At 72.8% G+C, this 25,887-nt stretch carries 20 protein-coding genes; 9 read left to right on the top strand and 11 right to left on the bottom strand.

Translation table 11 applies throughout. The annotated features are described in order from the left end of the window. Nucleotides 1–424: 424 nt before the first annotated feature. Genes AQJ64_RS18645 through AQJ64_RS18655 form a run of 3 tightly spaced genes read right to left on the bottom strand, consistent with a single transcriptional unit; the run spans nt 425 to nt 4,544 of the window. Nucleotides 425–1,081, bottom strand: a complete 657-nt coding sequence (locus AQJ64_RS18645) for a potassium channel family protein (protein ID WP_055633518.1) — start codon at nt 1,079–1,081, stop codon at nt 425–427. After that, the gene (locus AQJ64_RS18650) at nt 1,078–1,737 is read right to left on the bottom strand and encodes a potassium channel family protein (protein WP_055633519.1); all 660 of its coding nucleotides are present in this window, start codon (nt 1,735–1,737) and stop codon (nt 1,078–1,080) included. The genes AQJ64_RS18645 and AQJ64_RS18650 overlap by 4 nt, the downstream gene beginning before the upstream one ends. After that, nucleotides 1,734–4,544, bottom strand: a complete 2,811-nt coding sequence (locus AQJ64_RS18655; protein ID WP_079061760.1) for a cation-translocating P-type ATPase — start codon at nt 4,542–4,544, stop codon at nt 1,734–1,736. Before AQJ64_RS18655 ends, AQJ64_RS18650 begins: the two co-directional genes overlap by 4 nt. Nucleotides 4,545–5,112: 568 nt before the next feature. Between AQJ64_RS18655 and AQJ64_RS18660 the strand changes: the two genes are divergently transcribed. Then, complete coding sequence (locus AQJ64_RS18660) at nt 5,113–5,814, top strand: CBS domain-containing protein (protein WP_055633520.1); 702 nt, start codon at nt 5,113–5,115, stop codon at nt 5,812–5,814. 31 nt (nt 5,815–5,845) lie between these two features. After that, entirely contained in the window at nt 5,846–6,502 is a 657-nt protein-coding gene (locus AQJ64_RS18665; protein ID WP_055633521.1) for a CBS domain-containing protein, read from the top strand. Nucleotides 6,503–6,558: 56 nt separating this feature from the next. Here AQJ64_RS18665 and AQJ64_RS52055 read toward each other — a convergent pair whose 3' ends face one another. Both AQJ64_RS52055 and AQJ64_RS18670 read right to left on the bottom strand, forming a co-directional pair. Then, nucleotides 6,559–7,014, bottom strand: a complete 456-nt coding sequence (locus AQJ64_RS52055) for a P-type ATPase actuator domain-containing protein (RefSeq protein ID WP_206189680.1) — start codon at nt 7,012–7,014, stop codon at nt 6,559–6,561. Between the two features lie 39 nt (nt 7,015–7,053). Continuing rightward, entirely contained in the window at nt 7,054–7,881 is an 828-nt protein-coding gene (locus AQJ64_RS18670; RefSeq protein ID WP_055633522.1) for a universal stress protein, read from the bottom strand. A 279-nt stretch (nt 7,882–8,160) separates the two neighbouring features. Here AQJ64_RS18670 and AQJ64_RS51750 point away from each other — a divergent pair, with 279 nt between their 5' ends. Then, nucleotides 8,161–9,036, top strand: coding sequence for a universal stress protein (locus tag AQJ64_RS51750; protein WP_055633523.1), 876 nt, complete (start codon nt 8,161–8,163; stop codon nt 9,034–9,036). A 28-nt stretch (nt 9,037–9,064) separates the two neighbouring features. On the opposite strand, the gene AQJ64_RS18680 is transcribed toward AQJ64_RS51750, so the two are convergent. From AQJ64_RS18680 to AQJ64_RS18690, 3 genes are all read right to left on the bottom strand, one after another. Beyond that, nucleotides 9,065–9,967, bottom strand: coding sequence for a universal stress protein (locus AQJ64_RS18680; protein WP_055633524.1), 903 nt, complete (start codon nt 9,965–9,967; stop codon nt 9,065–9,067). A 122-nt stretch (nt 9,968–10,089) separates the two neighbouring features. Beyond that, nucleotides 10,090–12,459, bottom strand: coding sequence for a glycoside hydrolase family 65 protein (locus AQJ64_RS18685; protein WP_055633525.1), 2,370 nt, complete (start codon nt 12,457–12,459; stop codon nt 10,090–10,092). A 64-nt stretch (nt 12,460–12,523) separates the two neighbouring features. After that, nucleotides 12,524–13,402, bottom strand: coding sequence for a universal stress protein (locus AQJ64_RS18690; RefSeq protein ID WP_099053936.1), 879 nt, complete (start codon nt 13,400–13,402; stop codon nt 12,524–12,526). A 279-nt stretch (nt 13,403–13,681) separates the two neighbouring features. Here AQJ64_RS18690 and AQJ64_RS18695 point away from each other — a divergent pair, with 279 nt between their 5' ends. After that, the gene (locus AQJ64_RS18695) at nt 13,682–14,305 is read left to right on the top strand and encodes a CBS domain-containing protein (RefSeq protein WP_055633543.1); all 624 of its coding nucleotides are present in this window, start codon (nt 13,682–13,684) and stop codon (nt 14,303–14,305) included. Between the two features lie 287 nt (nt 14,306–14,592). Here AQJ64_RS18695 and AQJ64_RS18700 read toward each other — a convergent pair whose 3' ends face one another. Then, nucleotides 14,593–14,808, bottom strand: a complete 216-nt coding sequence (locus AQJ64_RS18700; protein WP_055633527.1) for a hypothetical protein — start codon at nt 14,806–14,808, stop codon at nt 14,593–14,595. Nucleotides 14,809–15,382: 574 nt separating this feature from the next. Between AQJ64_RS18700 and ppdK the strand changes: the two genes are divergently transcribed. The 5 genes from ppdK to AQJ64_RS18725 all read left to right on the top strand — a co-directional run bounded on the left by ppdK (nt 15,383) and on the right by AQJ64_RS18725 (nt 23,890). Further along, nucleotides 15,383–18,067, top strand: coding sequence for a pyruvate, phosphate dikinase (gene ppdK, locus AQJ64_RS18705; RefSeq protein ID WP_055633528.1), 2,685 nt, complete (start codon nt 15,383–15,385; stop codon nt 18,065–18,067). Between the two features lie 16 nt (nt 18,068–18,083). Then, complete coding sequence (locus tag AQJ64_RS18710; RefSeq protein ID WP_055633529.1) at nt 18,084–18,818, top strand: CBS domain-containing protein; 735 nt, start codon at nt 18,084–18,086, stop codon at nt 18,816–18,818. Nucleotides 18,819–18,925: 107 nt separating this feature from the next. Next, nucleotides 18,926–21,607 carry a bifunctional acetaldehyde-CoA/alcohol dehydrogenase gene (gene adhE, locus AQJ64_RS18715; RefSeq protein WP_055633530.1) on the top strand — a complete coding sequence of 894 codons (2,682 nt, stop codon included), beginning with the start codon at nt 18,926–18,928 and terminating at the stop codon, nt 21,605–21,607. Between the two features lie 114 nt (nt 21,608–21,721). Continuing rightward, nucleotides 21,722–22,144 (top strand): hypothetical protein, encoded by a 423-nt coding sequence (locus tag AQJ64_RS18720; RefSeq protein WP_055633531.1) that lies wholly within the window; start codon nt 21,722–21,724, stop codon nt 22,142–22,144. 174 nt (nt 22,145–22,318) lie between these two features. Then, a complete protein-coding gene (locus tag AQJ64_RS18725; RefSeq protein ID WP_055633532.1) occupies nt 22,319–23,890 on the top strand; it encodes an oleate hydratase in 1,572 nt (523 codons plus the stop codon). A 68-nt stretch (nt 23,891–23,958) separates the two neighbouring features. Here AQJ64_RS18725 and AQJ64_RS18730 read toward each other — a convergent pair whose 3' ends face one another. Together AQJ64_RS18730 and AQJ64_RS18735 are read right to left on the bottom strand one after the other, a co-directional pair. After that, nucleotides 23,959–25,029, bottom strand: a complete 1,071-nt coding sequence (locus tag AQJ64_RS18730; protein ID WP_055633533.1) for a zinc-dependent alcohol dehydrogenase family protein — start codon at nt 25,027–25,029, stop codon at nt 23,959–23,961. A gap of 112 nt (nt 25,030–25,141) precedes the next feature. Continuing rightward, nucleotides 25,142–25,879, bottom strand: coding sequence for a CBS domain-containing protein (locus tag AQJ64_RS18735; protein ID WP_055633534.1), 738 nt, complete (start codon nt 25,877–25,879; stop codon nt 25,142–25,144). Between the last annotated feature and the right edge of the window lie 8 nt (nt 25,880–25,887).

Genomic DNA, 25,887 nt, shown 5'->3' on the forward strand with positions numbered 1-25,887 from the left:
TGGGCGCGTGCGCTGCCCGTCGCGCATCACCGTCTGCGGCAGCGGAACGCCGTGACGCGGCGGGCGCTCGTCGGCGAGGCCGATCACGTCGGCGCGGCCGGGACGGCGGAACACGCCGTCGTACTCCACCATTTTGTACGCGGGCTCCAGGTACGGCGCGTCGGCCGACACCCCGACACGGGTGCCGGCCGCGGGTGCACCGACAGCCGTGCTGGTCGCGTCCGGCATCGGCGTCACCTCCTCCGCCTCGACCACGTCTCCGCCGGGCGCGGTGGCTGGGTGGTCTGCGAAGCCGCTGGTCGCTTCGCCCCGCTCCTGATCCCACCGTCGGACACCGGCGGGCTCCGGTCACAGGGCCGAAGGTCCCTCGTGGACCGGCTTCCGGCCCCGAAGACCCGCGGTGTTCCCGCGGCTTCCATGAAGATCACTGGAAGGCGGCCTGGATCTCCTGCTCGGTCGCCGTGTGGGAGACGAGGAGGAGTTCGTCACCGGGCCGCAGCCGTACCGCCGGGTCCGGTACGGTCGGCTGCCCGTCGCGGACGATGGTGGCGACGACCGTGCCCTCGGGCAGCACGATGTCGCCCAGGGCCCGGCCCCGTGTCCTGGACTGCTCCGTGATGGCCGTTTCGATGACCTCGACGCCTGCCTTGCTGAGCCGCAGCAGGGCGACGGTGTCGGTGGCGCCGGTGGCCTCCTCGATGAGGGAGATCAACGGGGTGGCGGAGGGGACGGCGACGTCGACCCCCCAGCGTTCGTCGAACAGCCAGGCGTTGTCGGCGTCGTTGACACGGGCGGCGACGCGGGGCACCGAGAACTGCCGTTTGGCGAGGAGGCTGATGACGAGGTTGTCCTCGTCGTCGCCGGTGGTGGCGATGACGAGGTCGGCGGTCAGGGCCCCGGAGTGTTCCAGGAGGGCCGGTTCGCAGGCGTCGCCCGCCACCAGCCGTGCCGGGACGTGGCCTTCCAGTTCGGCCAGACGGTCGTCGTCGGTGTCGATGAGGATGACCTCGTTGCGGGCGGCGCAGAGCACCTGGGCGATCTGGGTGCCGAGCCGTCCGGCGCCGGCGATGAGCACGTTCACGTTCCCAGCTCCTTGTCGAGGAAGCCGCGCAGCCTGCCGAGCGCGGTGGCGGCGACGGCGAAGGTGACCAGGTCGCCCGCCTTCGCGGGGGTGCCGTGCGCGGGGATGAGGGAGCGGCCCCCGCGGGTGACCTCGACGACGCGGATCTCGCCGTCGACGTCGAACTCGGTCAGCCGCCGGCCGACGAGGTAGGCGGGCACCTCCGAGCGGACGAGCAGGGTCTCGCCGTTGCCGAAGCCGAGTACGGGGCTGAGGTGGCGGTGCAGCAGCATCCGGTGGATCTCGTGCACGGTCCAGCGGACGCTGGCGATGGTGGGGATGCCGAGGTCACGGTAGATGTCGGCGCGCCGCGGGTCGTAGATGCGGGCGAGGACGATCGGGACCCGGTAGGTGTCCTTCGCCGTGCGCGCGCTGACGATGTTGCTGTTGTCGCCGGAGGTGACGGCGACGAAGGCGTCCGCGTGCTCGATCCCGGCGGACCCCAGGACGGCGCGGCTGAAGCCGTTGCCCTCGTGGAAGCGGATGCGGGGGTTGTCGGGCAGCCGGCGGGCGGCCTTGGGGCGCCGGTCGACGACCTCGACGTCGTGCCCTTCCGTGGCGAGCAGGCCGGCGAGGGCGGCGCCCACCCGTCCGCAGCCGACGACGATCACTTTCACCGTGGGGCTCCTTTCCGGCGTGCGTCGCGTCGGCGCAGCCACGCCTTGCGGGTCTCGTCCGCGAGCAGCGGCAGGGTGCCGAGTGCGGCCAGGACGGCCCAGTCGGCGGCGTCGAGCGGGGCCGTGTCGAAGACCGCCTGCAGCGGGGGCAGGTAGCTGATCGCTGCCATGAGGGCGACACCGAAGCCGCCCGCGGCGAGCAGGGCCGGATTGGACAGCAGGCCCACTTTCAGGATGCTCTGCCGGTCGGTGCGCACGGCGAGCGCGTTGAAGAACTGGCTGAGCACGATCCCCGCCTGGACCATGGTGATCGCCTCCCGGTAGACGGGCGTGTCCTTGGTGAAGTCGTCGAACGGGATCCCCGAGGCGAGGATGTGCCAGAAGAAGACGGCGGTGACGCAGAGCGCCTGGATGCCGCCGAGGAACAGGATCCGTCCCGTCACGGCGGCCGAGAACAGCCGCTCCCGGCGGGAGCGCGGGGGGCGGTCCATGACGTCGGGTTCGGGCGGCTCGGCGCCCAGGGCCAGGGCCGGCAGTACGTCGGAGCCCAGGTCGATGGCGAGGATCTGCACCGCGCTGATGGGCACCAGCGGGAAGCCCGCGAAGGTGGCCGCCAGAATGGGGACCAGCTCCCCGATGTTGTGGCTGAACAGGTAGACGAGGAACTTGCGGATGTTCTGGTAGACGGCCCGGCCGAGCCGTACCGCCGCCGCGATGGAGGCGAACGAGTCGTCCAGCAGGACCATCGCGGCCGCCTCGCGGGCCACGTCGGTGCCCCCGGCCCCCATCGCCACGCCGATGTCCGCGTGCTTGAGCGCGGGGGCGTCGTTCGCGCCGTCCCCGGTGACCGCCACCACCTCGCCCCGCCGCTGGAACGCGGTGACCACGCGCATCTTGTGCTCCGGGCTGACCCGGCACAGCAGCAGTTCGGACGGTTCGGCGAGCAGCGCGTCGAGCTCGTCGTCGTCCATCGCGTCGAGCCGGGACCCGGTCACGACGACCGGACCGGGCCGCCGCACGATCCCCACCCGGCGGGCCACGGCCTCCCCGGTCAGCGGGTGGTCCCCGGTGACCATGACGATACGGATGCCGGCCCGGCGGCAGGCGGCGACCGCGTCGGTGACCTCGGGACGCGGCGGGTCCAGCATGCCGACCAGTCCCAGGAACGTCAGTCCGGACTCGGCCTCCTCCTGCGCGGGGTGGGGCCCGTCGACCTCCCGCCGTGCGACGGCCAGCACCCGCAGTCCCTGGGAGGCCAGTGCGTCGGCCGCGGCGACGACCGCCGCCCGGTCCTGCTCGGTCAGCGGCTCCGGCCGTCCGTCCCGCTCCGCGTCGGTGCAGCGCGCCAGCAGCTCCACGGGGGCTCCCTTGACGCATGCCTGGTGGCCCGTCGCGGTCCGGTGGACGGTGGTCATCAGCTTGCGGTCCGAGTCGAAGGGGAACTCCGTCACCCGGGGGGTCGCGGCCGCCTCCGCGTCCAACTCCAGACCGGCCTTGGCCGCTGCGACGAGCAGGGCGCCCTCGGTCGTGTCGCCGAGCACCCGCCAGTGCTCCCGGGGGCCGGCGGGCGGCACCAGCCGGGCGTCGCAGCACAGGCCGGCCACCCGCAACAGCTCACGCACCGGCGGCGCGTCGCCGACCTCCCCGTGCGGGGCGTAGCCGACACCCGTCACCTCATGGGTCAGCCCGTCCGCCCACACCCGGGTGACGGTCATCTCCGCCTGGGTCAGCGTCCCGGTCTTGTCGGTGCACACCACGGTGGTCGATCCGAGCGCCTCCACCGCCAGCAACTGCTTGATCAGGGCCTGACGCCGCGCCATCCGCCGTACGCCGATCGCCAGGGACACCGACAGGGTGGCGGGCAGCCCCTCCGGCACCAGCGCCACCATCACCCCCAGCGCGAACACGAACGACGGCACGACGGACTCGCCGGTGGGAAGCCGTACGACGAACATCAGGGCCCCGGTCGCCAGGGCCGCCCCCGCCACCCGACGTGCCATGACGGCCACCTGGTGCTGAAGCGGGGTCTTCTGCCGCGGCGCGGCGGCGGCCAGCCGGTAGATCCGGCCGAACTCGGTGGACGCGCCCGTGGCGACGACCACGGCACGCCCGGATCCGGCGACCACGTCGGTCCCCATGAAGACGCAGTTGCGGGACTCGAGCGCCGGCCCGGCCGCCACCGGATCGGCGGTGCGGCCCGCGGCGTTGCTCTCTCCGGTCAACGGCGCGTTGTTGACGGCCAGTTCGTGCGCCTCGACCAGCCGGCAGTCCGCCGGCACGGCGTCCCCGGCCTCCAGCACCACCACGTCCCCCGGCACCAGGTTCCGGGCGGGCACCTCCAGCCGTTCACCGCCGCGCAGCACCCGGCAGGCGTGCGGCACCATCGCCGCCAGGGCCTGCGCCGTGCGCTCCGCCGAGTACTCCTGCGCGAAACCGATGGCCGCGTTCAGCACGACGACGGCCAGGATGGCCACGGCCAGTTGCAGGGTGCCCGCCTCGCGCGGTTGCTGCAGTCCGTACGCCAGGAAGGTGATCGCCGAGGCGACCAGCAGGACCACCGCGAAGAGGTCCGTGAACTGGGCCGCCAGGTCCCGCCAGACGGCACGGCGTCGTGTCCGCGGCAGTTCGTTGGGCCCGTACCGCTCCAGCCTCTCCCCCGCCTGCGCCGGCGCCAGGCCACGCCGTGTGGTGTCCAGGGCGGAGAAGACATCGGCGGCGGCGAGTTGCCGTACCCGCGGCGGCGGGCCGGAGCCGGGCTCCGTCGTTGGCCGTGTGCCGGCGGTCGGCGGGGCCGGACTCGTGCGCATCAGGCGGGTCCGTACGGTGACCGGGTCGCCGTACGGGCGACCCGGCGGGCCTGGTGTGAGGCTTCCATCATCGACTCCCGGGGGTCGGCGGCCGTCTCGCCGTCTCGCCGTTCGAGCGACGGCGCCCTCCGATCGTGTGCCGGGCCCGCCCGGAGTCACCAGGGCCGTCCGGGGAGGGGGGCCGGGCCGTCCGGCCCTCACCCGGGACGGTGACGACGGAACAGCGGGCGTGGTGCGGCACTCCCCGGCTCACGGCCCCGGCAGCATTCCCGTGAACCGGTGACCGCGGACGACTTCGTGGTGCGGCTCCACCGCCGGGAGGCCGTGGCTCAACCGGCGGCCGTCCGCACCGGCCATGGCGGCCGCCAGATGATCTCCCCATCGCCGTCGGTCCGTCTCCCTCCAGGCTCGCCCCTCGCGTCGGACGGCGCCACGCCACGGCTCCGCGGGCGCGCCGCCGTTGTGCGCCGCCGGGCCGATGGGGGCCGACCGGCCCATGCGGCTGCCGCGTGTCAGGCGGACAGTGGGAGGCAGGAGGGACCGCACACGACACGAGGAGGCGGGAACCATGTGGCACCGGATGGTGAGCGACCTCATGACCACGTCGGTCGTCAGCGTGCGCCGGGACACCGGCTTCAAGGAGATCGCCAAGCTGCTCGCCGAGCACGGCATCACCGCCGTACCGGTCGTGGACGACGAACGCGTCCTGGGCGTGGTCTCCGAGGCGGATCTGCTGCGCAAGGAGGCGGGCCTGCTGGATCCGGCCGGCGTGCTGCCGGTACTGCGCCCCGGGCCCGCCGACCGCGCGAGGGCCGAGGCCACGACCGCCGAAGGGCTGATGAACAGCCCGGCCGTGACGGCCAGGCCGCAGTGGACGGCGGTGGAGGCGGCCCAGGTCATGGAGCGTCACCACGTCAAACGGCTGCCCGTGGTCGACGAGGCCGACCGACTGGTCGGGCTGGTCAGCAGGGCCGATCTGCTGCGTGTCTTCCTCCGGGGCGACAGCGCCATCCGGGAGGAGATCACCGGGGAGGTGCTGATACGCGCCCTCGGTATCACCCCCGGCGCCGTCACCGTGCGTGTCGTCGACGGACGGGTGTCGCTGACGGGCACCGTCGAACGCAAGTCCCTCGTCCCCGTCGTCGTACGCCTGTGCCAGGGCGTGGACGGAGTGGTCGACGTCTCCGCGGAGCTGCACCACCGGGTGGACGACACCACCTCCGCGGTGCCGGAGCCCGAGGCGTCACGCCGTGCCGGACTGGCCACGTGACCTGACGAACCCCGAGACGAGGTGGTCGGACATGAGCGGCACTCCCCACATCGTGAGCGATGTGATGACCCAGACGGTCGTGGCCGTCGGACGGGACGCACCGTTCAAGGAGATCGTGCGGACCATGGAGCAGTGGAAGGTCAGCGCCATGCCGGTGCTGGAAGGAGAGGGACGCGTCGTCGGTGTCGTCTCCGAGGCCGACCTGCTGCCCAAGGAAGAGTTCCGCGAAGGCGGGCAAAGCCTCTCCCAGCAGCGGCAGCGGCTGGTCGATGTCGCCAAGGCCGGTGCGACCAGGGCGGAGGAACTCATGAGCACGCCCGCCGTCACCGTCCACCCGGACGCCACTCTCGCGCAGGCCGCGAGGATCATGGCCGTCCGACAGGTCAAGCGGCTGCCCGTGGTCGACGACATCGGCATGCTCCAGGGCGTCGTCAGCCGGGCCGACCTGCTGAAGGTCTTCCTGCGGCCGGACGACGACATAGAGGAGGAGGTGCGCCGCACGGTGGTGTCGTACCTGTTCCCGGGCTTCAGCCACGCCATCCACGTGAACGTGCACGACGGCGTGGTCACCCTGCGCGGACATGTCCGCGACACCGCGCTCATCTCGGTCGCCGTGCGCCTCGTCCGCGCCGTGGAGGGCGTCGTGGACGTCGAACCGCAGCTCACCGGCGAGTCGACGCATCCGTAGCGACGTGGGTGACCGTGATGTTCTGGTACGGGCACGATCCGAGCGGGTGGGCTGGTTCACCATGCCGGTCGGCATGATCCTCTTCTGGGCGGTGCTGATCGCCTTCGCCGTCCTCGCAGAACGCTTCGCCCGCGGGAAGATCGACGAGGAGGAATACCGCCACCGTCTGTCGGGCGAAGACAGGGTGCCGCCCAGGGCGGACTTCGGTGCGCCTCATGACGTCGTCGCGGAAGAGCCGGCAGGGCGGCCTCGGCCGTTTCGGCCGACTGCGCGACCGTCAGCCGTCCGTCGGCCGGTACGCGGTCGCCGGCTTCCAGGAGCACCAGGTCGCCCGGCACCAGGGCGTGCGCCTCGACGACGTGTTCCCGGACGTCGCGGCGCGCCCTGGCGGTCGGTACGAGCCATTGCGGAACCGGTCCAGGAACTTCAGCCACTCCGCGCGCCGAGCCGGTCCGGACAGCCGGACGAATCGAGCCGGTGGGCGTCCGCCCCTCCGGCGTGCGGCACCGCACCAATACGTTCCCGGGCGACCTCGGTCGTCATCGGCCCGGTCACGGGGCCTCCTGCGCCGCGTGGATCACCGCGACGGGGCAGTCGGCGTGCCGCAGGGCGGCCCGGCTGACCCGCGTCGGCAGGGCGGCCGCGAATCCGCCCCGGCCGCGCGTGCCGATCACGACCAACTGGGCGCGCGCACTGGCCGCGACGACCGCTCGGCGCGTCCCGCCCCGGACACGGCGCCGGTGCACGGTGACGTCCGGATACTCCTCCCGCGCTGCCGCCAGTGTGTCGTCGGGCCTGTCCGGCTCCTCCCCCTCAGGTGTCCCGGAGCCGTTCAGCACCATCACGTCCGTTCCGCGGGCCGAGGCCTCGGCGAGGGCGAACGCGACCGCTTCCCTGCCGAGGTGCCCGTGGTCGCCGGCGAGCACGACCGGGCCGGCCGGGTCGGGCCTGCCCCGGACCATCAGCACCGGAGAGCCACCGTGGGCCGCCAGCCGGACGGCGACCGATCCGCTTCGCGCGGCCGCCGGGCGGCGCGCCGAGCGGCTGCCCACGACGGTGAGCGACGCCCCGCGCGACTCGGTCTCCAGCACCGCCGCGGGTTCGCCCAGGAGGACCGTGTGCGTGACGCGCAGGCCGGGCGCGGCGTCGCGGGCCCGGCGCTCGGCCTCCGTCAGCGCGCTCCCCACCGGGCCGCGTACCCCGGTTCCGACCGGGTCCCACGGGGGCACGCCCGGCGGGACATGGGCCGCCGGCCAGGCGAGGGCGTGCGCCAGCCGAAGCTCCACCCCCAGCCGGTCTGCCTCCCGCGCGGCGGTCTCCACCGCGGCCAGGCTCGATGCCGAGCCGTCCACTCCCACCAGTACGGGGCCGCCGCTCATGACGTCTCCCCCCCTTCTCCTCGCACGGTCTCAGGACCGGGGCACAGTGGCGCTCCCCGGCGCGACAGCGGACGGCCCGGTGCTCGCGGCACCGTCCTGCCGGCCACCCCACGCTCTCCGTTCCCAGGGCGCTCGGGCAGGGGCCGGTCGGTACCCGAAGCGTCCCGTCCGGCCCTGTCGCCGGCTGTCCGGGCGCGTTGAGGATCGGGGTAGTGGTGGACAGCGCGCGGCAGCCGCGGCGTCGAGCAGCTGTCGCGCCGGACACGGGAGGTGTGTGTCATGACCGGACCCGTCGTGGTCGGAGTCGACGGCTCACCCGGGAGCGTGACGGCCGCGTGGTGGGCGGCCGAAGAGGCCACCCGCAAGAAGTTGCCCCTGGTCCTGCTCCACTCGTGGCCCACGCAGCCGCTCGACGTGCCGATCCCGCAGGAGGCCCGGAGCAGGCAGCTCTACGGACGGAACCTGCTCCGGCGCATGGAGGCCGAACTGGTGCATCGCCACGCCGGTCTGACGCTGACCACGGAACTGGTGTCGGACACCGCGGCTCACGCCCTCCTCGCCCATGGCGAGGACGCGTCCCTGCTGGTACTGGGGTCCCGCGGCCACAGTGCGGCGGCGAGCTTCCTGCTCGGTTCCATCAGCCTGCACGTGCTGGGCCTCGCGCAGTGCCCGACGGTCACCGTCCGGGCCGGGGATCCGGCTGTCGAGGCCGGCTGGGGGCATCCGGCGGGGCACCGCGACGAGGTGGTGGTCGGCCTGGCGGAGGCGGGGCCCGCCAACGACCCGGTGCTGGAGTTCGCCTTCGCCAGCGCGGCGTCGTACGGAATCGGTGTACGCGTGGTGCGGGCCCTCGCCCACCGCGTGCCGTACCCCGCGTCCCCCGAACACGCGGCGGACATCCTCGAGGCGGAGGAACGGGCGCGGCTCACCACCACGCTGGCGAAGTGGCGTGAGAGGTTCCCCGACGTCCCCGTCCTGGTGCAGGTCGTCACGGGGTCGGCCGCGCACGCCCTGCTGTCCGCCGCCACCCGCAGTCGGCTCACCGTGGTCGGACGCCGTCGCCGTACGTCCCACCTGACGTGGAAGCTCGGACCCGTCGCGCACGCGGTGCTGCACCACGGTCCGTGCCCGGTCGCCGTCGTACCGCATGACTGATCAGGACCACTCTCTGGAAGACCGCTCTCTAGAAGTGGGGGACAACGGCGACGGGGCAGCCGACGTGGTGGATCGCGGCATGGGTGACGGGTCCGGTGCGGGGGCCGACGGGGCGTTCGGCGAGGCGGTGTCCCACGACGAGGAGGCTCGCACCGGTGGCGGCCCGGACGAGCGCCGTCGCGGGCTTCTCGTCCACGACGGTCTCCTGGACCTCGACGTCGGGGTACTTCTCACGCCAAGGCCGCAGGACGGCCTTGAGGAAGCTCAGCCACTCCTCGCCCTGCCACGTCTGCTCGACCAGGCCGATCTCGCCGGGGCCGAGGCCGAGGGGGACGGTCGTGTGCCAGGCGTGCACGGCCCGCAGCCGGGCGTGCCGGCACCGGGCGGCCTCGAAGGCGAACTCGATCACCTCGTCACAGGCCTCGGCGAGGTCGACGGCGAGCACGACGTCCCGGTAGCCGGTGTCCGTCGAGGCGCTTCCGTCGCCGCCCGGCACGTGTTCGTCGGCCGCCTCCTCGTCCGCCCGGACGAGGACGACGGGACGCGTCGCCTTCGCGACCACGCCCAGTGCCACGGAACCCACGAGGAACCCGGCGAGGCCGGTCAGTCCACGTGAGCCCAGGACCATCAGCTCGGCCTCGTCCGCGGCCTTCAGCAGGGCGGGCGCGGCCGGGCCCTCCACCTGTTCGTCGGTGAGGCGGACATCGGGGCACTGGGCGCGGACGTGTTCCTCCGCTTGGCGCAGCGCGCGCCGGGCCAGATGCCGCTGGGCGGCACCGGCGATCTCGCGCTCCTGCCGGCGAGGGTGCCGGTCCCAGGCGTGCACCAGATGGAGCGGCTTGTCCCGCCGCTGGGCCTCACGAGCCGCCCATGCGGCAGCGGCCAGGCTTTCGGCGGATCCGTCGACTCCGGCGACAACGGGTCGAAGCATCTCGGCACCTCCCACACTCGGTCTGTCGTCCGGTACCCAGCGTCACTCCGCGGCCCCAGCGGGGGCAGAGGCTGCCCGGTCCTCTCCGGGGGCCGTCCGGCCCCTCTCCAGGGCGCTCGCCGTCAGCCCGGAAGGGGGAGGTGACGCGTCTCGCCCGGTGACACGCGGACCGCTCGGTCCGGCAGCCGGATGTCGATCGGGGAGCGGTCGGACGGCGGCACCCTCACCTCCAGTCCTCCGCGCTCCAGGCGCAGCCGAACACCCCAGTGCCCCTGGTAGCGGAGGGAGAAGCCGTACGACGACAGTTCGGGCAGCGGCACCGGATCGAGCCACAGCGCCCCCTCGCGGGTCTCCAGCCCGGTCAGTCCCCGTTGGACGAGGTCGAGGGTGCCGGCCATGGCGCCCAGGTGGATGCCCTCTTCCGTGGTGCCGCCCTGCAGGTCGGCGATGTCGCCGCGCAGGGCCTCCTGGCAGTACTTCCACGCCTCGGTGCGCCGCGCGCGGGCGAGGACCCAGCCGTGCACCAGGCCGCTCAGCGTGGAGCCGTGGCTGGTGCGGCGGAGGTAGTGGTCGACGGTGCGCCGCCAGGTGTCGTCGTCGAGCCGGTACCCCAGCCTGCCGAAGAGAGCGCGGAGTTCGGCCGGCGAGAAGAGGTAGCCGAGCATCAGGACGTCGGCCTGCTTGGACGCCTGGTAGCGGTTGACGGTGTCGCCCTCCGCCTCCAGGATCCGGTCCAGCCGCCGGATGTCGCCGTACCGCTCCCGGTAGCCCTCCCAGTCGAGTTCGGCGAGGGCGCCGTAGCCCTCGAACTGGCTGATCACGCCGTCGTGGAAGGGTACGTGGAGGGTGCGGGAGACGTCCTCCCACTGCTCGAGCTCGCCCTGGTCCAGGCCGGTGCGCTCGGCGAGTTCGCGCCGCCGGGGTTCCGGCAGGGTCCGCAGCACGTCCAGGGCACGGGCGAGCACCCAGGCGGCGGTGACGTTGGTGTAGGCGTTGTCGTCGAGGCCGGGCCGGGACGCGCCGGGATAGGCGTCGTGGTACTCGTCCGGTCCCATCACGCCCCGGACCCGGTGCCGGCCCAGCCGCTCGTCCCAGGTGGCCGTGTCCGCCCAGAAGCGGGCGATCTGCAACAGCATCTCCGCACCCTTGGTGTGCAGGAACTCGGCGTCCCCGCTCGCCTCGCAGTACTGCACCACGTTGTACGCCACCGCCGAGCCGACGTGGCGCTGAAGCCGCGAGTGATCGGGCAGCCAGCGCCCCGAGCGGGGATTGAGGTGGAGCTCCTGTGTCTCCTCGCGCCCGTCGCTGCCGCTCTGCCACGGGTACAGCGCGCCGCGCCGGCCGAGCGCGCGGGCCGCGGCACAGGCCCGGTCCAGGCGGCGGTGCCGGTAGCGGAGCAGGGCCCGGGAGACCTCCGGGAAGTGCAGGTCGAGGTACGGCAGCACGAACAGCTCGTCCCAGAAGACATGCCCGCGATAGGCCTCGCCGTGCAGGCCCCGGGCCGGTACACCGACGTCGAGGTCGGCCGTGTGCGGGGAGAGGGTCTGCAGGACGTGGAAGAGGTGCAGCCGCAGGATGTCCCCGGCCTCGCCGTCGACGTCCAGTTCGGCCCGCCGCCACAACTGGTCCCAGGCGGTGAGATGGTCTTCGAGCAGTTCGTCGAAGCCGGGCGCCGCGCCCACCCGGTCGATCGCGGCGTCCAGCGGGTCGCTGATCGCGGGGTCGCGGGAGGTGTGCAGGGCGACGGTCTTGACGACGGTGACGGTACGGCCGGGACGCAGCCCCGGACGGGTCCGTTGGCCGACGCGCGACGGCTCGTGCCAGTCGGTGACCGGCGCGTCGGCGCTCAGCCGGGCCGCCATGCCGATGCGGACGTCGGAGGTGCGGGTACGGCAGCGCAGCCACACCGTGTCCGGCCCGACGGAGCCGGTGTGCACCCGGGTGAGGTGACGGCCGTCCAGCTCCCGGTAGCGCGCGACCCCGGAGTTGGTGACGCCGGCGTCCAGTGCCGCCTCCACGTCGAGGTCCCCGGCGAAGCCCTCGGCCGTGAACTCGGTGCGCAGGGACGCCAGATGGGGGTCGGCCATGTGGACGAGCCGCTGCTGCCGCACCGAAAGCACCCGGCCCTCGCCGAGCGCGTACCGTGTCCGGCGCTCCAGCAGTCCCGAGGCGAGGTGGAGCACCTGCCCATGGTCGAGCACCTCGGCCGTGTCGGGGGTGAGCCACGGCAGCCCCGCGACGCGGAACCTGAGCGGCAGCCAGTTCGGGGCGTTGACCATGTCCTCGTTCTCCACCCGGCGCCCCGCGATGTCCGTGGTGAGCCGGTCGTAGCAGCCGGCCACATAGGTGCCGGGGTAGTGCACGTCGTCAGCGGCGCACTCCGGCAGCGCCCCCCGGGTCGCGAAGTAGCCGTTGCCCAGGGTGCACAACGACTCCCTCAGACGCTCCTGCGCCGGCTCGTAACCGTCGTACTCCCACGTCCAGCCCGTCACCGCCGTACCCCCTCGTCGAGCAGGTCGCGCACCGGCCGTACGGAATGCGGACTGGCGGCGACGTTCACACCGTCCGCGGCACGACCGCCACCGGGCAGTCCGCGTGGTGGAGCAGGGTGTGGCTCACCCGGCCCAGCTGGAGTCCGAGGTGGCCGTGCCTGCGGCGGGCCCCGACGACCACCAGGTCGGTGGCGGCCGAGCGGCGCACGAGGACGCTGTGGGCCGGTCCCTCGGCCGTGACCCGCCGCACCCGGACCGTCGGACGGTCGGCGACGGCGTCCGACAGCAGCGTGTCGAGCAGGGCCGATGCCTGCTCCTCGTGCCGACGCACCGGTTCGTTCGCGAGCGCGGGATCGTCGGCGCTCTCGTGCGCGGGACAGCGCCAGGCGCGTACGACGTCCAGGGTGCAGCGGCGTGCCTCGGCCTCGCGGAAGGCGAAGCGCACGGCTTCGGCGCCGGTGTCGGGTTCGCCCGCGCCCAGCAGGATCCGCTCGTGGGAGCCGGCCAGGCCGGCCTTGTCGCCCCGGACCACGATCACCGGGCAGTGCGCACGGGCCGCGACGGCGAGGCCGACGGAGCCGAGCAGCAGGCCCTTCAGCTCACCGTGCCCGCGCGAGCCCGTCACCAGGGCGAACGCCTCGTCGCCCGCACGCAGAAGGGCGTCGACCGCGTCGTCGGGAACGATCTCTGTGGTGACCTTCACCTCCGGATCTCGCCGCCCGGCGCGCTCGGCTGCGGCAGCGACGAGGTTCTCCACGAGAACGCGCTCGGACGAGCGGCTGAGACCGACGGACGGGACGGCCCGCTCGTAGCGCTCCCAGCGCGAGGCGTGCAGCAGCACCAGGGGGAGACCGTGCCGGGCGGCTTCGTCCACCGCCCAGTCGACCGCCGTGAGACTCGCATCGGATCCGTCGACGCCCACGACCAGGGGAAGTGTCGTCATCGTCCCCACCGCCTTCCCTACAGCACAGGGGCCCACCTTCAAGGTCGCACCGGTCGGTCGGCCGCGCGAGGGACGAATCGGCCCCGAGTGGGGACATTCGGCCCCTTTCGTCCGCGCCCCTGTGGCACGAGGCTGGGATCGAGCCCCGTGAGGGGCGTCCGGGACCGCTGTCACCCGGTGTGATCTCCCAACCGGCGCTCCGCCGCCGTCGACGGCCGCCCTTCTGATCACCTGGAGGAGGAGACCGTGCAGAACAGCCCGCGTCTCGTGAGCGAGGTGATGACGCGCGACGTCGTCACCGTCGGCCGCGACGCCCCGTTCAAGGACATCGTCCGGCTCATGGAGCGGTGGAACGTCAGCGCGGTGCCCGTGCTCGACGGCGAGGGCCGGGTGATCGGGGTCGTCTCGGAGGCCGACCTGCTGCCCAAGGAGGAGTTCCGGGACGACGTTCCGGACCGGTTCACCCAGCGGCAGCGCCTGTCCGACCTAGCGAAGGCCGGAGCGCTGACCGCCGAGGAACTGATGAGCAGCCCGGCGGTCACCGTGCGCGGCACCACCACCCTGGCCGAGGCGGCACGCATCATGGCCAGGCGCAAGGTCAAGCGGCTGCCCGTCATCGGCGACGAGGGCGGGCTCGAAGGGGTCGCCAGCCGCTCGGACCTGCTCAAGGTGTTCCTGCGGGACGACGAGGACCTCACCGAGGAGGTACGTCGAGAGGTCGTCGACCGCCTGTTCCCGCTGCCGGCCGACCACATCCGGGTCGAGGTCCGCGAGGGCGTCGTGACCCTCAGGGGATGGGTGGACGGCGCGGAGCTGATACCGGTGGCCGAACGTCTGGCGCGGGCCGTCGAAGGAGTCGTCGACGTCCACTGCCACCTCACGGGCGGGATCGCCTCCCGGTGACGCGCAGTGCGGAAGGCAGTGGGGCGCAGTAGGCAGCAGGGGGCGGAGCAGAGGTGTGCGCGGCCGGCGATCCACCGGCCGCGCACACCTGGTGCGGCGCGACGTGCCCTGCCTCAGCCGCGCCGCACCCGGATGGTCCTGGCCCCCGCCTTCGCCCCCCGGGGACCGGGACCGTGATGGCCGGAACGCCGTCCTTGTCCTCGGCGAGTCCTCGGCGGTCGCCTCTTCGCCCGTTCGCTTCCGGCGTCCCGCGCAGGAGTCACCGCGTGTGGGGGCCGCCGGGCCCGTCAGGAGTGCGCCGGCACGCGACGGCGGTGCCGCTCCGGCCGATGCGGCGTCGGCGTCTGCGGCGGCGTCTGCGGCGGCGTCTCGTGCGCCCGACGGCGCAGCAGCCGCACCGCGAGATCGTCGAACCAGGCCGCGAGGACACATGTCAGGCCCGCGCCCGCCACGAGCAGGACCGCGAAACGTTCCCAGAACTCCGGTGTGAGACTGGTGCCCACTGTGCTCGCCCTCCCTGGTCGGTGGTCGTTCTTCTCGCGACCAGCCAACTCCGCCGCGGGTCGGGGCACATGAGCCGAAGGGGCCGGACCGGGACGCGGAACGGCCCTGGTGCGCGGGGCCGTTCGGTCCCGGGGCGGCCGACGGGAACGCGCGGTGGCCGTCTCCCCCTCCCCCGGGATCAGGGCCGGTCGGCCCTGGTGGGTGTGCGGGTCCGGGTGGTCCACAGCCGCCGGGGCCGCCCACGCCGGCGCAGGCTGTCCCGCATCACCCCGGTGGGTGCCCGGCTCCGTCACCGGCTGACGCCGACGTCCGCGCCGGCACCCGCCACACCAGCCTGGTGCCGCCGCCCTCGGTTTCCGTCAGCTCCAGCCTGCCGCCCAGGTGCTCGGCGCGCCCGGCCATGTTGCGCAGTCCGCTGCGCCGGCCCTCGGCCCGGCGGCAGAGCCGGACCGCACGGCCCGTCTGGGCCGACCGGCCCCATGGAGGGGACCGACAGCACCTGCCCCTGCGGGGTCCGCGGCCGGACGCTGGAAGCAGTATCCAGTCCGAAGCCCGACGGAGGAGACCGGCGTCATGGTCCGCTACGTGTACGACTTCACCGAGGGCGGCCGTGACCTGGCCGGCCTGCTCGGCGGCAAGGGAGCCAACCTGGCCGAGATGACCCGGCTGGGGCTGCCGGTCCCGCCGGGCTTCACCGTGACCACCGAGGCCTGCCGGGCCTTCCTCGCCACCGGCGCCGAGCCGGACGGCCTGGCCCATGAGATCTCCGGGCACCTGGCCGCGCTGGAGCAGGCCGCGGGCCGGCGGTTGGGGCAGCCCGACGACCCGCTGCTGCTGTCCGTCCGTTCCGGGGCGCGGTTCTCCATGCCCGGCATGATGGAGACCATCCTCGACATCGGCCTGAACGACGACTCCGTCCTCGGCCTGGCGAAGGTCTCCGGCAACGAACGCTTCGCCTGGGACTCCTACCGCCGTCTCCTGCAGATGTTCGGCAGTACGGTCATGGGTGTCGACGGCGCGCTGTTCGAGAACGCCCTGGCCGAACTCAAGCGGAGCCGGGGCGCGGTGAACGACCTGGGCCTCGAGGCGGCGGACCTGGCCGGGCTCGTGGCGGTCTACCAGGAGCTGATCCGGCGGGAGACCGGCGAGTGCTTCCCGCAGTCGCCGGCCGAGCAGCTGCGCCGGGCGGTCCTGGCGGTCTTCGAGTCCTGGCGGGGCGAGCGCGCCCGGGTCTACCGCCGCCGCGAACACATCCCGGACGACCTGGGCACCGCGGTGAACGTGCAGATCATGGTGTTCGGCAACCTCGGCGCCGACTCCGGCAGCGGCGTCGCCTTCACCCGCGACCCGGCCACCGGGCAGCCCGGCCTGTACGGCGACTACCTGGCGAACGCACAGGGCGAGGATGTCGTCGCCGGCATCCGCAACACCGTTGCGCTGACCGCTCTCGCGGAGCTGGACCCGGTGTCGTACGAGCAACTGCTCGGGCACATGCGGACGTTGGAGACCCACTACCGGGATCTGTGCGACATCGAGTTCACGATCGAGCGCGGCCGGCTGTGGATGCTCCAGACCCGGGTCGGCAAGCGCACCGCCGAGGCCGCGTTCGCCATCGCCGCGGAACTCGTGGAGGAAGGCCTGATCACCCCGGACGAAGGTCTGGCCCGGGTGAGCGGGGACGGTCTCGCCCGGCTGATGTTCCCCCGGTTCGACACCTCGGCCGTCGGCGAGCCGCTCGCGCACGGCCTGCCGGCCTCTCCGGGTGCCGCCGTGGGCGCCGCGGTGTTCGACTCCGCCGAAGCGGTCCGCCGGGCCGCCGCGGGCGAGAAGGTCGTGCTCGTCCGTCAGGAGACCACCCCGGACGATCTGCCGGGGATGATCGCCGCGCAGGCGGTGCTGACCAGCCGGGGCGGCAAGACCAGCCACGCGGCCGTGGTCGCCCGCGGCATGGGCCGGGTCTGTGTGTGCGGGGCCGAGGAGATCACCGTGGACACCGAGGCGCGCCGGTTCACGGTGGCCGGCACGACCGTCGACGAGGGCACGGTCGTCTCCGTCGACGGCTCCGGGGGCGCCGTGTACCTGGGCGCCGCTCCCCTGGTCGACTCCGCCGTCATGCGGTACTTCGAGGCGGGCGAGCGGTCCGGCGCCCTGGTCGGGGCCGTGGCCCGCGCCATGGAACGAGCGGACGGCATGCGCCGGCTGGAGGTGCGGGCGAACGCCGACACCCCCGAGGACGCGGCCCGTGCCCGCCGGTTCGGCGCCCAGGGCGTCGGCCTGTGCCGTACCGAGCACATGTTCCTCGGTGAGCGCCGCAAGCTGGTCGAGGCCATGATCCTGGCCGGCGACGAGACCGAGCGCGAGAAGGCGCTGGGTGCCCTGCTGCCGCTCCAGCGGCAGGACTTCACCGGGATCCTGGAGGCGATGGACGGTCTGCCGGTCACCATCCGGCTCATCGACCCGCCCCTGCACGAGTTCCTGCCCGACCGCACCGACCTCGCCGTGCGCATCGCCGCCGCCGAAGCCGGGGGTGCCGTGCCCGATCCGCACGACACCGCACTGCTCGACGCGGTCAACCGTATGCACGAGGAGAACCCGATGCTCGGGCTGCGCGGCGTGCGCCTGGGTCTGGTGGTCCCGGGACTGGTCGCCATGCAGGTGCGGGCGATCGCCGAGGCGGTCGTGGAGCGCGTGCGGGCCGGGGGCTCCCCCGAGGCGGAGATCATGGTGCCGCTGGTCGGCGCCGTCGAGGAACTGCGCATCGAGCGGGCCGAGGTGGAACGCGTCCTCGCCGAGGTCTCCGCGGAGTCCGGCGTCCCGGTGCGCTGCCCCGTCGGCACGATGATCGAGCTGCCCCGGGCCGCGCTCACGGCCGGCCGGATCGCCGAGGAGGCGGAGTTCTTCTCCTTCGGCACCAACGACCTCACCCAGACCACCTGGGGCTTCTCCCGGGACGACGTCGAGGCGGCCTTCTTCTCCGCCTACCTCGACAAGGGGATCTTCGCCACCTCCCCGTTCGAGACCCTCGACCGCGACGGGGTGGGCCGACTGGTCCGCATCGCGGTCGACGAGGGGCGCGCCGCACGCCCCGACCTGAAGATCGGCGTCTGCGGCGAGCACGGCGGCGACCCCGAGTCCGTCCACTTCTTCCACACGGCCGGACTGGACTACGTCTCCTGCTCGCCGTTCCGCGTCCCGGTGGCGCGCCTGGAGGCCGGACGGGCCGCGCTCCCGCGGACCGGGACGAGTGACAGCAGGTGAGAGGGAGGTGGGGCGCATGGCCCGCATCGTCGGTGAGGTGATGACCCGTGAGGTCGTCCAGGCCCACCGGGAGACAGCGTTCAAGGACGTCGTACGGCTGCTGGACCGGCACCGGATCAGCGGTCTGCCCGTGGTGGACGAGGACGACAAGGTCGTCGGAGTGATCTCCGGGACCGACCTGATCCGCCACCAGGCGGACCGGTCCCCGGACGGCCGCGCCGTCACGGCCCGGCAGCTGATGTCGACGCCCGCGATCACCGTGCATCCGGAGCAGCGGATCGCGGACGCCGCGCGCGTGATGGAGCGGCACGGCGTCGAGCGGCTGCCGGTGGTGGACGAGGAGGACCGGCTGATCGGCATCGCCACCCGCCGCGACCTGCTGCGGGTGTTCCTGCGGACCGACGACGAGATCCGCCGGGAGGTCGACGAGGACGTGATGACCCGCGCCCTCGGGCTGCCGGCCCGCAGTGTGACCGTCTCGGTCCGGGACGGCATGGCCACGCTGGAAGGGGCTGTGCACCGTCGCAGCGACATTCCGCTCGCGATCCGGCTGACGTACCGGGTCGACGGCGTGGTCGGTGTGGTCAACAGCCTGTCCTACCGCGTCGACGACACCCGCCCTTCCCCGGCACGTCCCGCCCCCGGTCCCCGGCCCGACCGGAGCCTGTCCGGCGGGACACCCGGCCCCTCGGTTCCGGGACCGATCAGCCCTGCGAAGGGACCAACGGGACCTGCTCCCGGGCCCCGTTGACGGGAGAGGCTGCTTGCTGGGGGGCGGTACCCCTCCCCCCGCAAGCTCGCCCTTTCCGCGCCGCCGCCCGTGCGGCATCCCCCCTTCGACGACGGAGGCTCACCCCCATGACCCGCCACGAGGACCGCACCGCGACCACCGAGCCCGCCGGGGCGCCGTCCGACATCGCCGTGGCGGTGGACCGCCTGGTGACCGACGGGCTCAAGGCACTCGCCGACTACGAGGCGCTCGATCAGGAGCAGGTGGACCACATCGTGAAGAAGGCCTCGGTCGCCGCCCTGGACCAGCACACCGCGCTGGCGCGGCTCGCGGTGGAGGAGACCGGACGCGGTGTCTTCGAGGACAAGGCCGCCAAGAACATGTTCGCCTGCGAGTACGTCACGCACAGCATGGGGCCGATGAAGACCGTCGGTGTCATCGCCCGTGACGACATCGACGACATGACCGAGGTGGCCGAGCCCGTCGGGGTGGTGTGCGCGATCACTCCCGTCACCAACCCGACCTCCACCACCGTCTTCAAGGCACTGATGGCGCTGAAGACGCGCAACCCGGTGGTGTTCGCCTTCCATCCCTCCGCCCAGCGGTGCAGCACGGAGGCGGCCCGTGTCGTGCGGGACGCGGCGGTCGCGGCGGGTGCGCCGGAGCACTGCGTGCAGTGGATCGAGACCCCGTCCGTCGAGGCCACCGGCGCCCTGATGAAGCACCCGGGTGTCTCCCTCATCCTCGCCACCGGCGGCAACGCCATGGTCAAGGCCGCCTACTCGGCCGGCAAGCCCGCCCTGGGCGTCGGCGCCGGCAACGTCCCCGCCTACGTCCACCGCAGCGCGGACATCCGCCGGGCCGTCAACGACCTGGTGCTGTCCAAGTCGTTCGACAACGGCATGATCTGCGCCTCCGAGCAGGCCGTGATCCTGGACGAGCAGATCTACGACGCCGTCCTCGCCGAGTTCCGCACGCTGCACGCCCATGTCGCCACCGCGGAGGAGAAGGCGAAGCTGGAGACCTTCCTGTTCCCCGCCGGTGCCGCGGGCGCGGGCTGCGAGCCCAAGGTCAACTCCGCGGCCGTCGGGCAGAGCCCGGCGTGGATCGCCGAGCAGGCGGGCTTCAGCGTGCCGGACGACACCTCCCTCATTCTGGTCGAGGCGGACCGGGTCGGCCCGCAGGAACCCCTCACCCGCGAGAAGCTCTGCCCGGTCCTCGCCGTCCTGCGGGCCGGCTCCGAGGAGCAGGGCTTCGACCTGGCCGCCGACATGGTCGCCTTCCACGGACAGGGCCACAGCGCCGTCATCCACACCGAGGACACCGCGCTGGCGGAGGCGTACGGCCGGCGGATGAAGACCGTGCGGATCATCGTCAACGCACCCTCCTCGCAGGGTGCCATCGGCGGCATCTACAACAGCCTGCTCCCGTCGCTGACCCTTGGCTGCGGGTCCTGGGGCAGCACCTCCGTGTCGAACAACGTCTCCGCCGCCCAGCTGCTGAACGTCAAGAGGGTCTCGGTGCGCCGCAACAACCTCCAGTGGTTCAAGGTCCCTCCGAAGATCTACTTCGAGCCGCAGTCCATCCGCTACCTCGCCTCGATGCCGGACGTCCACCGCGTCACGATCGTCACCGACGCGACGATGACCCGCCTCGGGCTCGTCGACCGGGTCGAGCGTGTCCTGCGGCGGCGCCGGGAGCCGGTCACCGTGCAGGTCATCGACGGTGTCGAGCCCGAGCCGAGCATCGACTCCGTCCGGCGCGGGGCACGGCTCATGGGCGACTTCCGGCCGGACACCATCATCGCCCTCGGCGGCGGCTCCCCGATGGACGCGGCCAAGGTGATGTGGCTGCTGTACGAGCAGCAGGCCGAGGGCAGGGACGTGGACTTCGCCGACATGCGGCACAAGTTCTCCGACATCCGCAAGCGCGCCTTCCGCTTCCCCGTCCTGGGCAAGCTGGCCCGGCTGGTGTGCATCCCCACCACCTCGGGCACCGGCGCCGAGGTGACCCCGTTCGCCGTCATCTCCGACCCCGCCACCGGCAAGAAGTACCCGCTGGCCGACTACGCGCTCACCCCCAGCGTGGCCATCGTCGACCCGCTGCTCACCACCGGGCTGCCCCGCCCCCTGGCCGCCGACAGCGGGTTCGACGCGCTCACCCACGCCATCGAGTCCTATGTGTCCGTCTACGCCAACGACTTCACCGACGGCCTCGCCCTGCACGCGATCCGGTTGATCTTCGAGAACATCGAGGCGGCGGTCAACGACCGACGGGCGAGTGAGCGGGCCCGGGAGAAGATGCACAACGCCGGCACCATCGCGGGCATGGCCTTCGGCAACGCCTTCCTCGGCATCGTCCACGCCATGTCCCACACCCTCGGCGCCACCTTCCACATCGCGCACGGCCGCACCAACGCGGTCCTGCTGCCGCACGTCATCCGCTACAACGGCACCGTCCCGACGAAGCTCACCGGCTGGCCCAAGTACGAGAACTACCGCGCCCCCGAACGCTTCCAGGACATCGCCCGCGCCCTGGGCCTGCCCGCCGCCACCCCGGCCGAGGGTGTCGAGTCCCTCGCCTCGGCGGTGGAGCGGCTGCGCGAGGCCGTGGGCATCGAGCCGACGTTCCAGGCCCTCGGCGTCGACGAGCGCGCCTTCCTCGAGGCGCTGCCCCAGCAGGCCCTCAACGCGTTCGAGGACCAGTGCGCGCCCGCCAACCCCCGGATGCCGATGCTCGACGACATGCGCGAGCTGATGCGCGCGGCCTACTACGGCCGTTCCGGGACCGAGCGGGTTCAACGGCCGTAGTCCGCCCGCTCCGGACTCCGGCACGGGTCCGGGGACCGCGACCCGACCCGTGGCCGCCCGGCACCGCGGCCCGCACCACACGAAGCCACCGACATCCCGAAGGAAGGACCCGGCATGACCACCGACCACACCCAGGAGACCCCCCTGGTCCGGCTGCGCGCCGAGGGCGGCGTGGACGAGGAGACCCTGGCGTACGCCCGTACGAAGATCGACGCCGTCGTCGCCCGGCCGGGACTGCCCGCTGTCACCGGCGAGGTCCGCCTCGTCCGAGCGGCGGCCCATCACGCCGGCCGCCCCTGGTCGGCCACGGCCGACCTGCGCATCGAGGGCCGGACGGTGGTGGTCCTCGCCGAGGAGGCCACCGGCACGGAGGTCGTCGACCAGCTCCAGGACCGGCTGCGCCGTCAGACCGACAAGGCGGCCCGGTCCTGGGACAAGGGACACCGGACGACGGTGCCGCCGTGGCGGGGCGGAGGCGTGCGGCCGGTTCCCGCCGCACGCCCCGGAGACCCGGCCGAGGATTCCCGGACGGCGTGATTCCGTAGCGACGGCGGGCCCGGCGGTCACGGTCCACGACGGGACCGTCGGGACCCGCGTCGAGGGCCGTCCGGGCCGATCGGGTGCCGGGCGGCCCACTGACGGGACCCCTCACCGCAGGACACCGTGGACCGCACGGATCCCGATCGATCGGCGAACACGAGGAGTTGTGTGATGGCGAAGGCATATCTGGTGGGCAGCGGCATCGCGGCACTGGCCGCGGCGACGTTCCTGATCCGCGACGGCGGCTTCGAGGGATCCGACATCCACCTCTTCGAGGAACAGCGGACCCTCGGCGGCAGCCTGGACGCGGGCGGCACCCCGGACGCCGGCTACACCATGCGCGGCGGGCGGATGTTCGAGGCCGAGTTCCGCTGCACGTACGACCTGCTGTCGGGCATCCCCACCCTCGACGACCCCACCGTGACCGTGACCGAGGAGATCCTCGCCGGGCACGAGGACTTCGCCTGGGACGACATCGCGCGACTCGTCGACGGCGACGGGAAGATCGTCGACACCACGTCGATGGGCTTCTCCGAGCGCGACCGGCTGGAGCTGGTCCGCTGCCTGGCCGCCCCCGAGGGGCATCTGGACGACAAGCGGATCACCGACTGCTTCGGCGAGCACTTCTTCACCACCGCCTTCTGGTTCATGTGGTGCACCACGTTCGCCTTCCAGCCCTGGCACAGCGCCATCGAGTTCCGCCGCTACCTGAGGCGGTTCATCCACCTGTTCCCCGAGTTCGCGTCCATGTCGGGCATCCACCGCACCCGCTACAACCAGTACGACTCCATCGTGCGGCCCCTGACGGCCTGGCTGCGCGAGCGCGGCGTCACCGTCCACACCGGCTGCCGGGTCACCGACCTCGGGTTCACCCCCGGCATCCACAGCGGCACCGTCGACGCCCTCCACCTCAGCCGCGACGGCCGCGACGAGAAGATCGCCGTCGCGCCCGACGACCTGGTCCTCGTCACCAACGGCTCGATGACCGACGCCTCCAGCCTCGGCTCGCACACCTCCGCGCCCCCGCCCGCCTCGCAGCGCTCGGACGCGTGGTTGCTGTGGCACCGGCTGGCCCGCGGCCGCGAGAACTTCGGCAACCCGGCCGTCTTCGACAAGCACGTCGAGGAATCCCGTTGGGAGTCGTTCACCGTCACCACCAAGGACCCCGCCTTCCTGGAGGCGCTGGAGGAGTTCAGCGAGCGCCCGGCCGGCAGGGGCGGACTGATGACCTTCACCGACTCCGCCTGGCTGCTCACCCTCGTCGCCAACCGTCAGCCCGTCTACCGCGACCAGCCCGAGGGCGTCTCCGTCTGGTGGGGCTACGGCCTGTTCCCCGGCCGCGCCGGCAACCACACCCCCAAGCCGATGACCCTGTGCACCGGACGGGAGATCCTCGAAGAGGTCCTGCACCACCTCCCCTTCGACGAGCGCACGGCACAGCGGATCCTGGACACCTCCACCGTCGTCCCCTGCGTGATGCCGTACATCACCAGCCAGTTCCTGGTGCGCCGCGGCGGCGACCGGCCCCGGGTGGTCCCGGAGGGGTCGGTCAACCTCGCCTTCATCGGGCAGTTCGCCGAGGTGCCCGACGACGTCGTCTTCACCGTCGAGTACTCGGTGCGCACGGCCTGGACGGCGGTGGCCCGGCTCCTGAAGCTGGACCAGCACCCGCCGGAGGTCTACAAGGGCCACCACGACCCTCATGTACTGGCCGCCGCGCTGGAGACCATGCACCGCCGATAGGTGTCGACGGGCAGGCAGGAAACGCCGAACGGCCCCTGTTCCAGGGGCCGTTCGCTCGATGCTGCGCGTCAGGCCGCGCGGACGGCGACCTCCTCGTGCGGCCGGCCGCCGAGCACCACCTTCAGTGCTCCGGTGTCACCGGCCCGGGAGAAGACGTCGTACGCCTCCTCCATCCGGTCGAGGGGGAAGGTGTGGGTGACCAACTGCGCGGTGGGCAGCCGGCCGGCGGCGGCCATGCGCAGCAGGGTGGGTGTGGAGTGGGTGTCCACGAGACCGGTGGTGATCGTCACGTTCTTGATCCACAGGTCTTCGAGGTGCAGGGTGGCGGGCTTGCCGTGGACGCCGATGTTGGCCACGTGGCCGCCGGGACGGACCATGCGGGTGCACAGTTCGAAGCTCTCCGGCACGCCGACCGCCTCGATGACCACGTCCGCGCCGAGCCCGTCGGTGAGATCGGCGATCAGCTGCTCGGGATCCTCGGCGGCGTCGGCCACGGCGTCGGCGCCCAGGCGCCTGGCGGCCTCCAGCCGGGCGGCGGCCAGGTCGACGGCGACGATCCGCTCGGGCGCGAACAGGCGTGCCGTGGCGATCGCCGCGAGGCCGATGGGGCCGGCCCCCACGACGGCGACGGTGTCGCCCGGGCGGACCCGTCCGTTGAGCACACCGACCTCGTAGGAGGTCGGGAAGATGTCCGCGAGCAGGACGGCGTCCTTGCTCTCGACCGCACCGGGCAGTGCGTGCACGGACAGATCGGCGTAGGGGACGCGGACGTACTCGGCCTGCGTCCCGTCGATCAGGTGACCGAGGATCCAGCCTCCGCCGCCCCGGCACTGGCCGTACATGCCGTCCCGGCAGAAGCGGCAGCGGCCGCAGCAGCTGATACAGGAGACCAGCACCCGGTCGCCCGGACGGACGGTCCGCACGTCGCTGCCGACCTCGACGATCTCGCCGACCGCCTCGTGGCCCAGGACCGTGCCCGGGCGTACCTCGGGGACGTCGCCCTTGAGAATGTGCAGATCCGTGCCGCAGATGGTGACGGCGCCGACCCGCACGATGGCGTCGGTGGGTTCCTTGACGGCCGGGTCCGGCACCTCTTCCCAGGCGGACTGCCCCGGGCCGTGGAAGACATAGCCCTTCATGACGCTCCTCACCCTCCTGTGCGCGGCTGACGGGATTGCCTCACATGTCAAGCTTGTCCGTTCATCGTCCGATCCGCTTGAGTCGTCCTTCCCGCGTCGTGTGAGGGGCCTTTCACATACGGCGCAGCCAGTCGTCGGCCACTCCCTGCATCGCCCGGGACTGTTCCTCGGTCCGCAGGTGGGCGTCGTCCAGGCGGTAGGTGAGGTGGGCGACCACGTCGACCATGCCGTCGATCCGGCGGGTCATGGACACGGCGATCTCGGTCTCGCTCTTGCGTTCCATGTGCCCCGTGAGTGTGACGACCCCCTCCGTCACGGAGACCTCGACGCCGCGTGGCGGCAGCCACAGCGCGCGTACCAGGACCTCCTCGATCACCTCGTCGCGGATCTCGGTGTCGGGCCGCAGGAAGACCTGGAGGAGGTCGCGTCGGGTGACGATCCCGACGAGCCGGTCCTCCTCGTCGAGGACGGGGAGCCGCTCCACGTGCTTCTGGGCCATGGTGCGGGCGGCCTGGACGATGGTGTCGTCGGCGTGCACGGTGACGGGCGGTGCCGTCATCAGCCGGCCCGCGGTGCGGGCCCTGCCCTTGGCGGCCTGGCGCCGGGCGCCGGGCGTCAGCTCGGCGAGCCTCGTGCGGTGCTTCGGCTCGTAGGGGTCGGGGGTGGTCGCCTGGTGCATCATCAGGTCCGTCTCGGACAGGACACCGATGACCTTGTCGTCCTCGTCCACGACCGGCAGTCCGCTGATCCGGTGGGTGGCGAGCAGCCGGGCGACCTCCTTGAACGGTGTGCCGTACCCGGCGCGGACGACGTCCGTGGTCATCACGGAGCCGACCTTGTCGTGCCTCATGGCCGTTT

It is taken from the genome of Streptomyces griseoruber, assembly GCF_001514205.1.
Taxonomy (GTDB): domain Bacteria; phylum Actinomycetota; class Actinomycetes; order Streptomycetales; family Streptomycetaceae; genus Streptomyces; species Streptomyces griseoruber.

Excerpts from the sequence above, each read along its gene's own strand:
- AQJ64_RS18655 (WP_079061760.1), bottom strand. The coding sequence starts at position 4,544 with ATGCGCACGAGTCCGGCCCCGCCGACCGCCGGCACACGGCCAACGACG.
- AQJ64_RS18660 (WP_055633520.1), top strand. The coding sequence starts at position 5,113 with ATGTGGCACCGGATGGTGAGCGACCTCATGACCACGTCGGTCGTCAGC.
- AQJ64_RS18665 (WP_055633521.1), top strand. The coding sequence starts at position 5,846 with ATGAGCGGCACTCCCCACATCGTGAGCGATGTGATGACCCAGACGGTC.
- AQJ64_RS18670 (WP_055633522.1), bottom strand. The coding sequence starts at position 7,881 with ATGAGCGGCGGCCCCGTACTGGTGGGAGTGGACGGCTCGGCATCGAGC.
- AQJ64_RS51750 (WP_055633523.1), top strand. The coding sequence starts at position 8,161 with ATGACCGGACCCGTCGTGGTCGGAGTCGACGGCTCACCCGGGAGCGTG.
- AQJ64_RS18680 (WP_055633524.1), bottom strand. The coding sequence starts at position 9,967 with ATGCTTCGACCCGTTGTCGCCGGAGTCGACGGATCCGCCGAAAGCCTG.
- AQJ64_RS18690 (WP_099053936.1), bottom strand. The coding sequence starts at position 13,402 with ATGACGACACTTCCCCTGGTCGTGGGCGTCGACGGATCCGATGCGAGT.
- AQJ64_RS18695 (WP_055633543.1), top strand. The coding sequence starts at position 13,682 with ATGACGCGCGACGTCGTCACCGTCGGCCGCGACGCCCCGTTCAAGGAC.
- ppdK (WP_055633528.1), top strand. The coding sequence starts at position 15,383 with ATGGTCCGCTACGTGTACGACTTCACCGAGGGCGGCCGTGACCTGGCC.
- AQJ64_RS18710 (WP_055633529.1), top strand. The coding sequence starts at position 18,084 with ATGGCCCGCATCGTCGGTGAGGTGATGACCCGTGAGGTCGTCCAGGCC.
- adhE (WP_055633530.1), top strand. The coding sequence starts at position 18,926 with ATGACCCGCCACGAGGACCGCACCGCGACCACCGAGCCCGCCGGGGCG.
- AQJ64_RS18720 (WP_055633531.1), top strand. The coding sequence starts at position 21,722 with ATGACCACCGACCACACCCAGGAGACCCCCCTGGTCCGGCTGCGCGCC.
- AQJ64_RS18725 (WP_055633532.1), top strand. The coding sequence starts at position 22,319 with ATGGCGAAGGCATATCTGGTGGGCAGCGGCATCGCGGCACTGGCCGCG.
- AQJ64_RS18730 (WP_055633533.1), bottom strand. The coding sequence starts at position 25,029 with ATGAAGGGCTATGTCTTCCACGGCCCGGGGCAGTCCGCCTGGGAAGAG.
- AQJ64_RS18735 (WP_055633534.1), bottom strand. The coding sequence starts at position 25,879 with ATGAGGCACGACAAGGTCGGCTCCGTGATGACCACGGACGTCGTCCGC.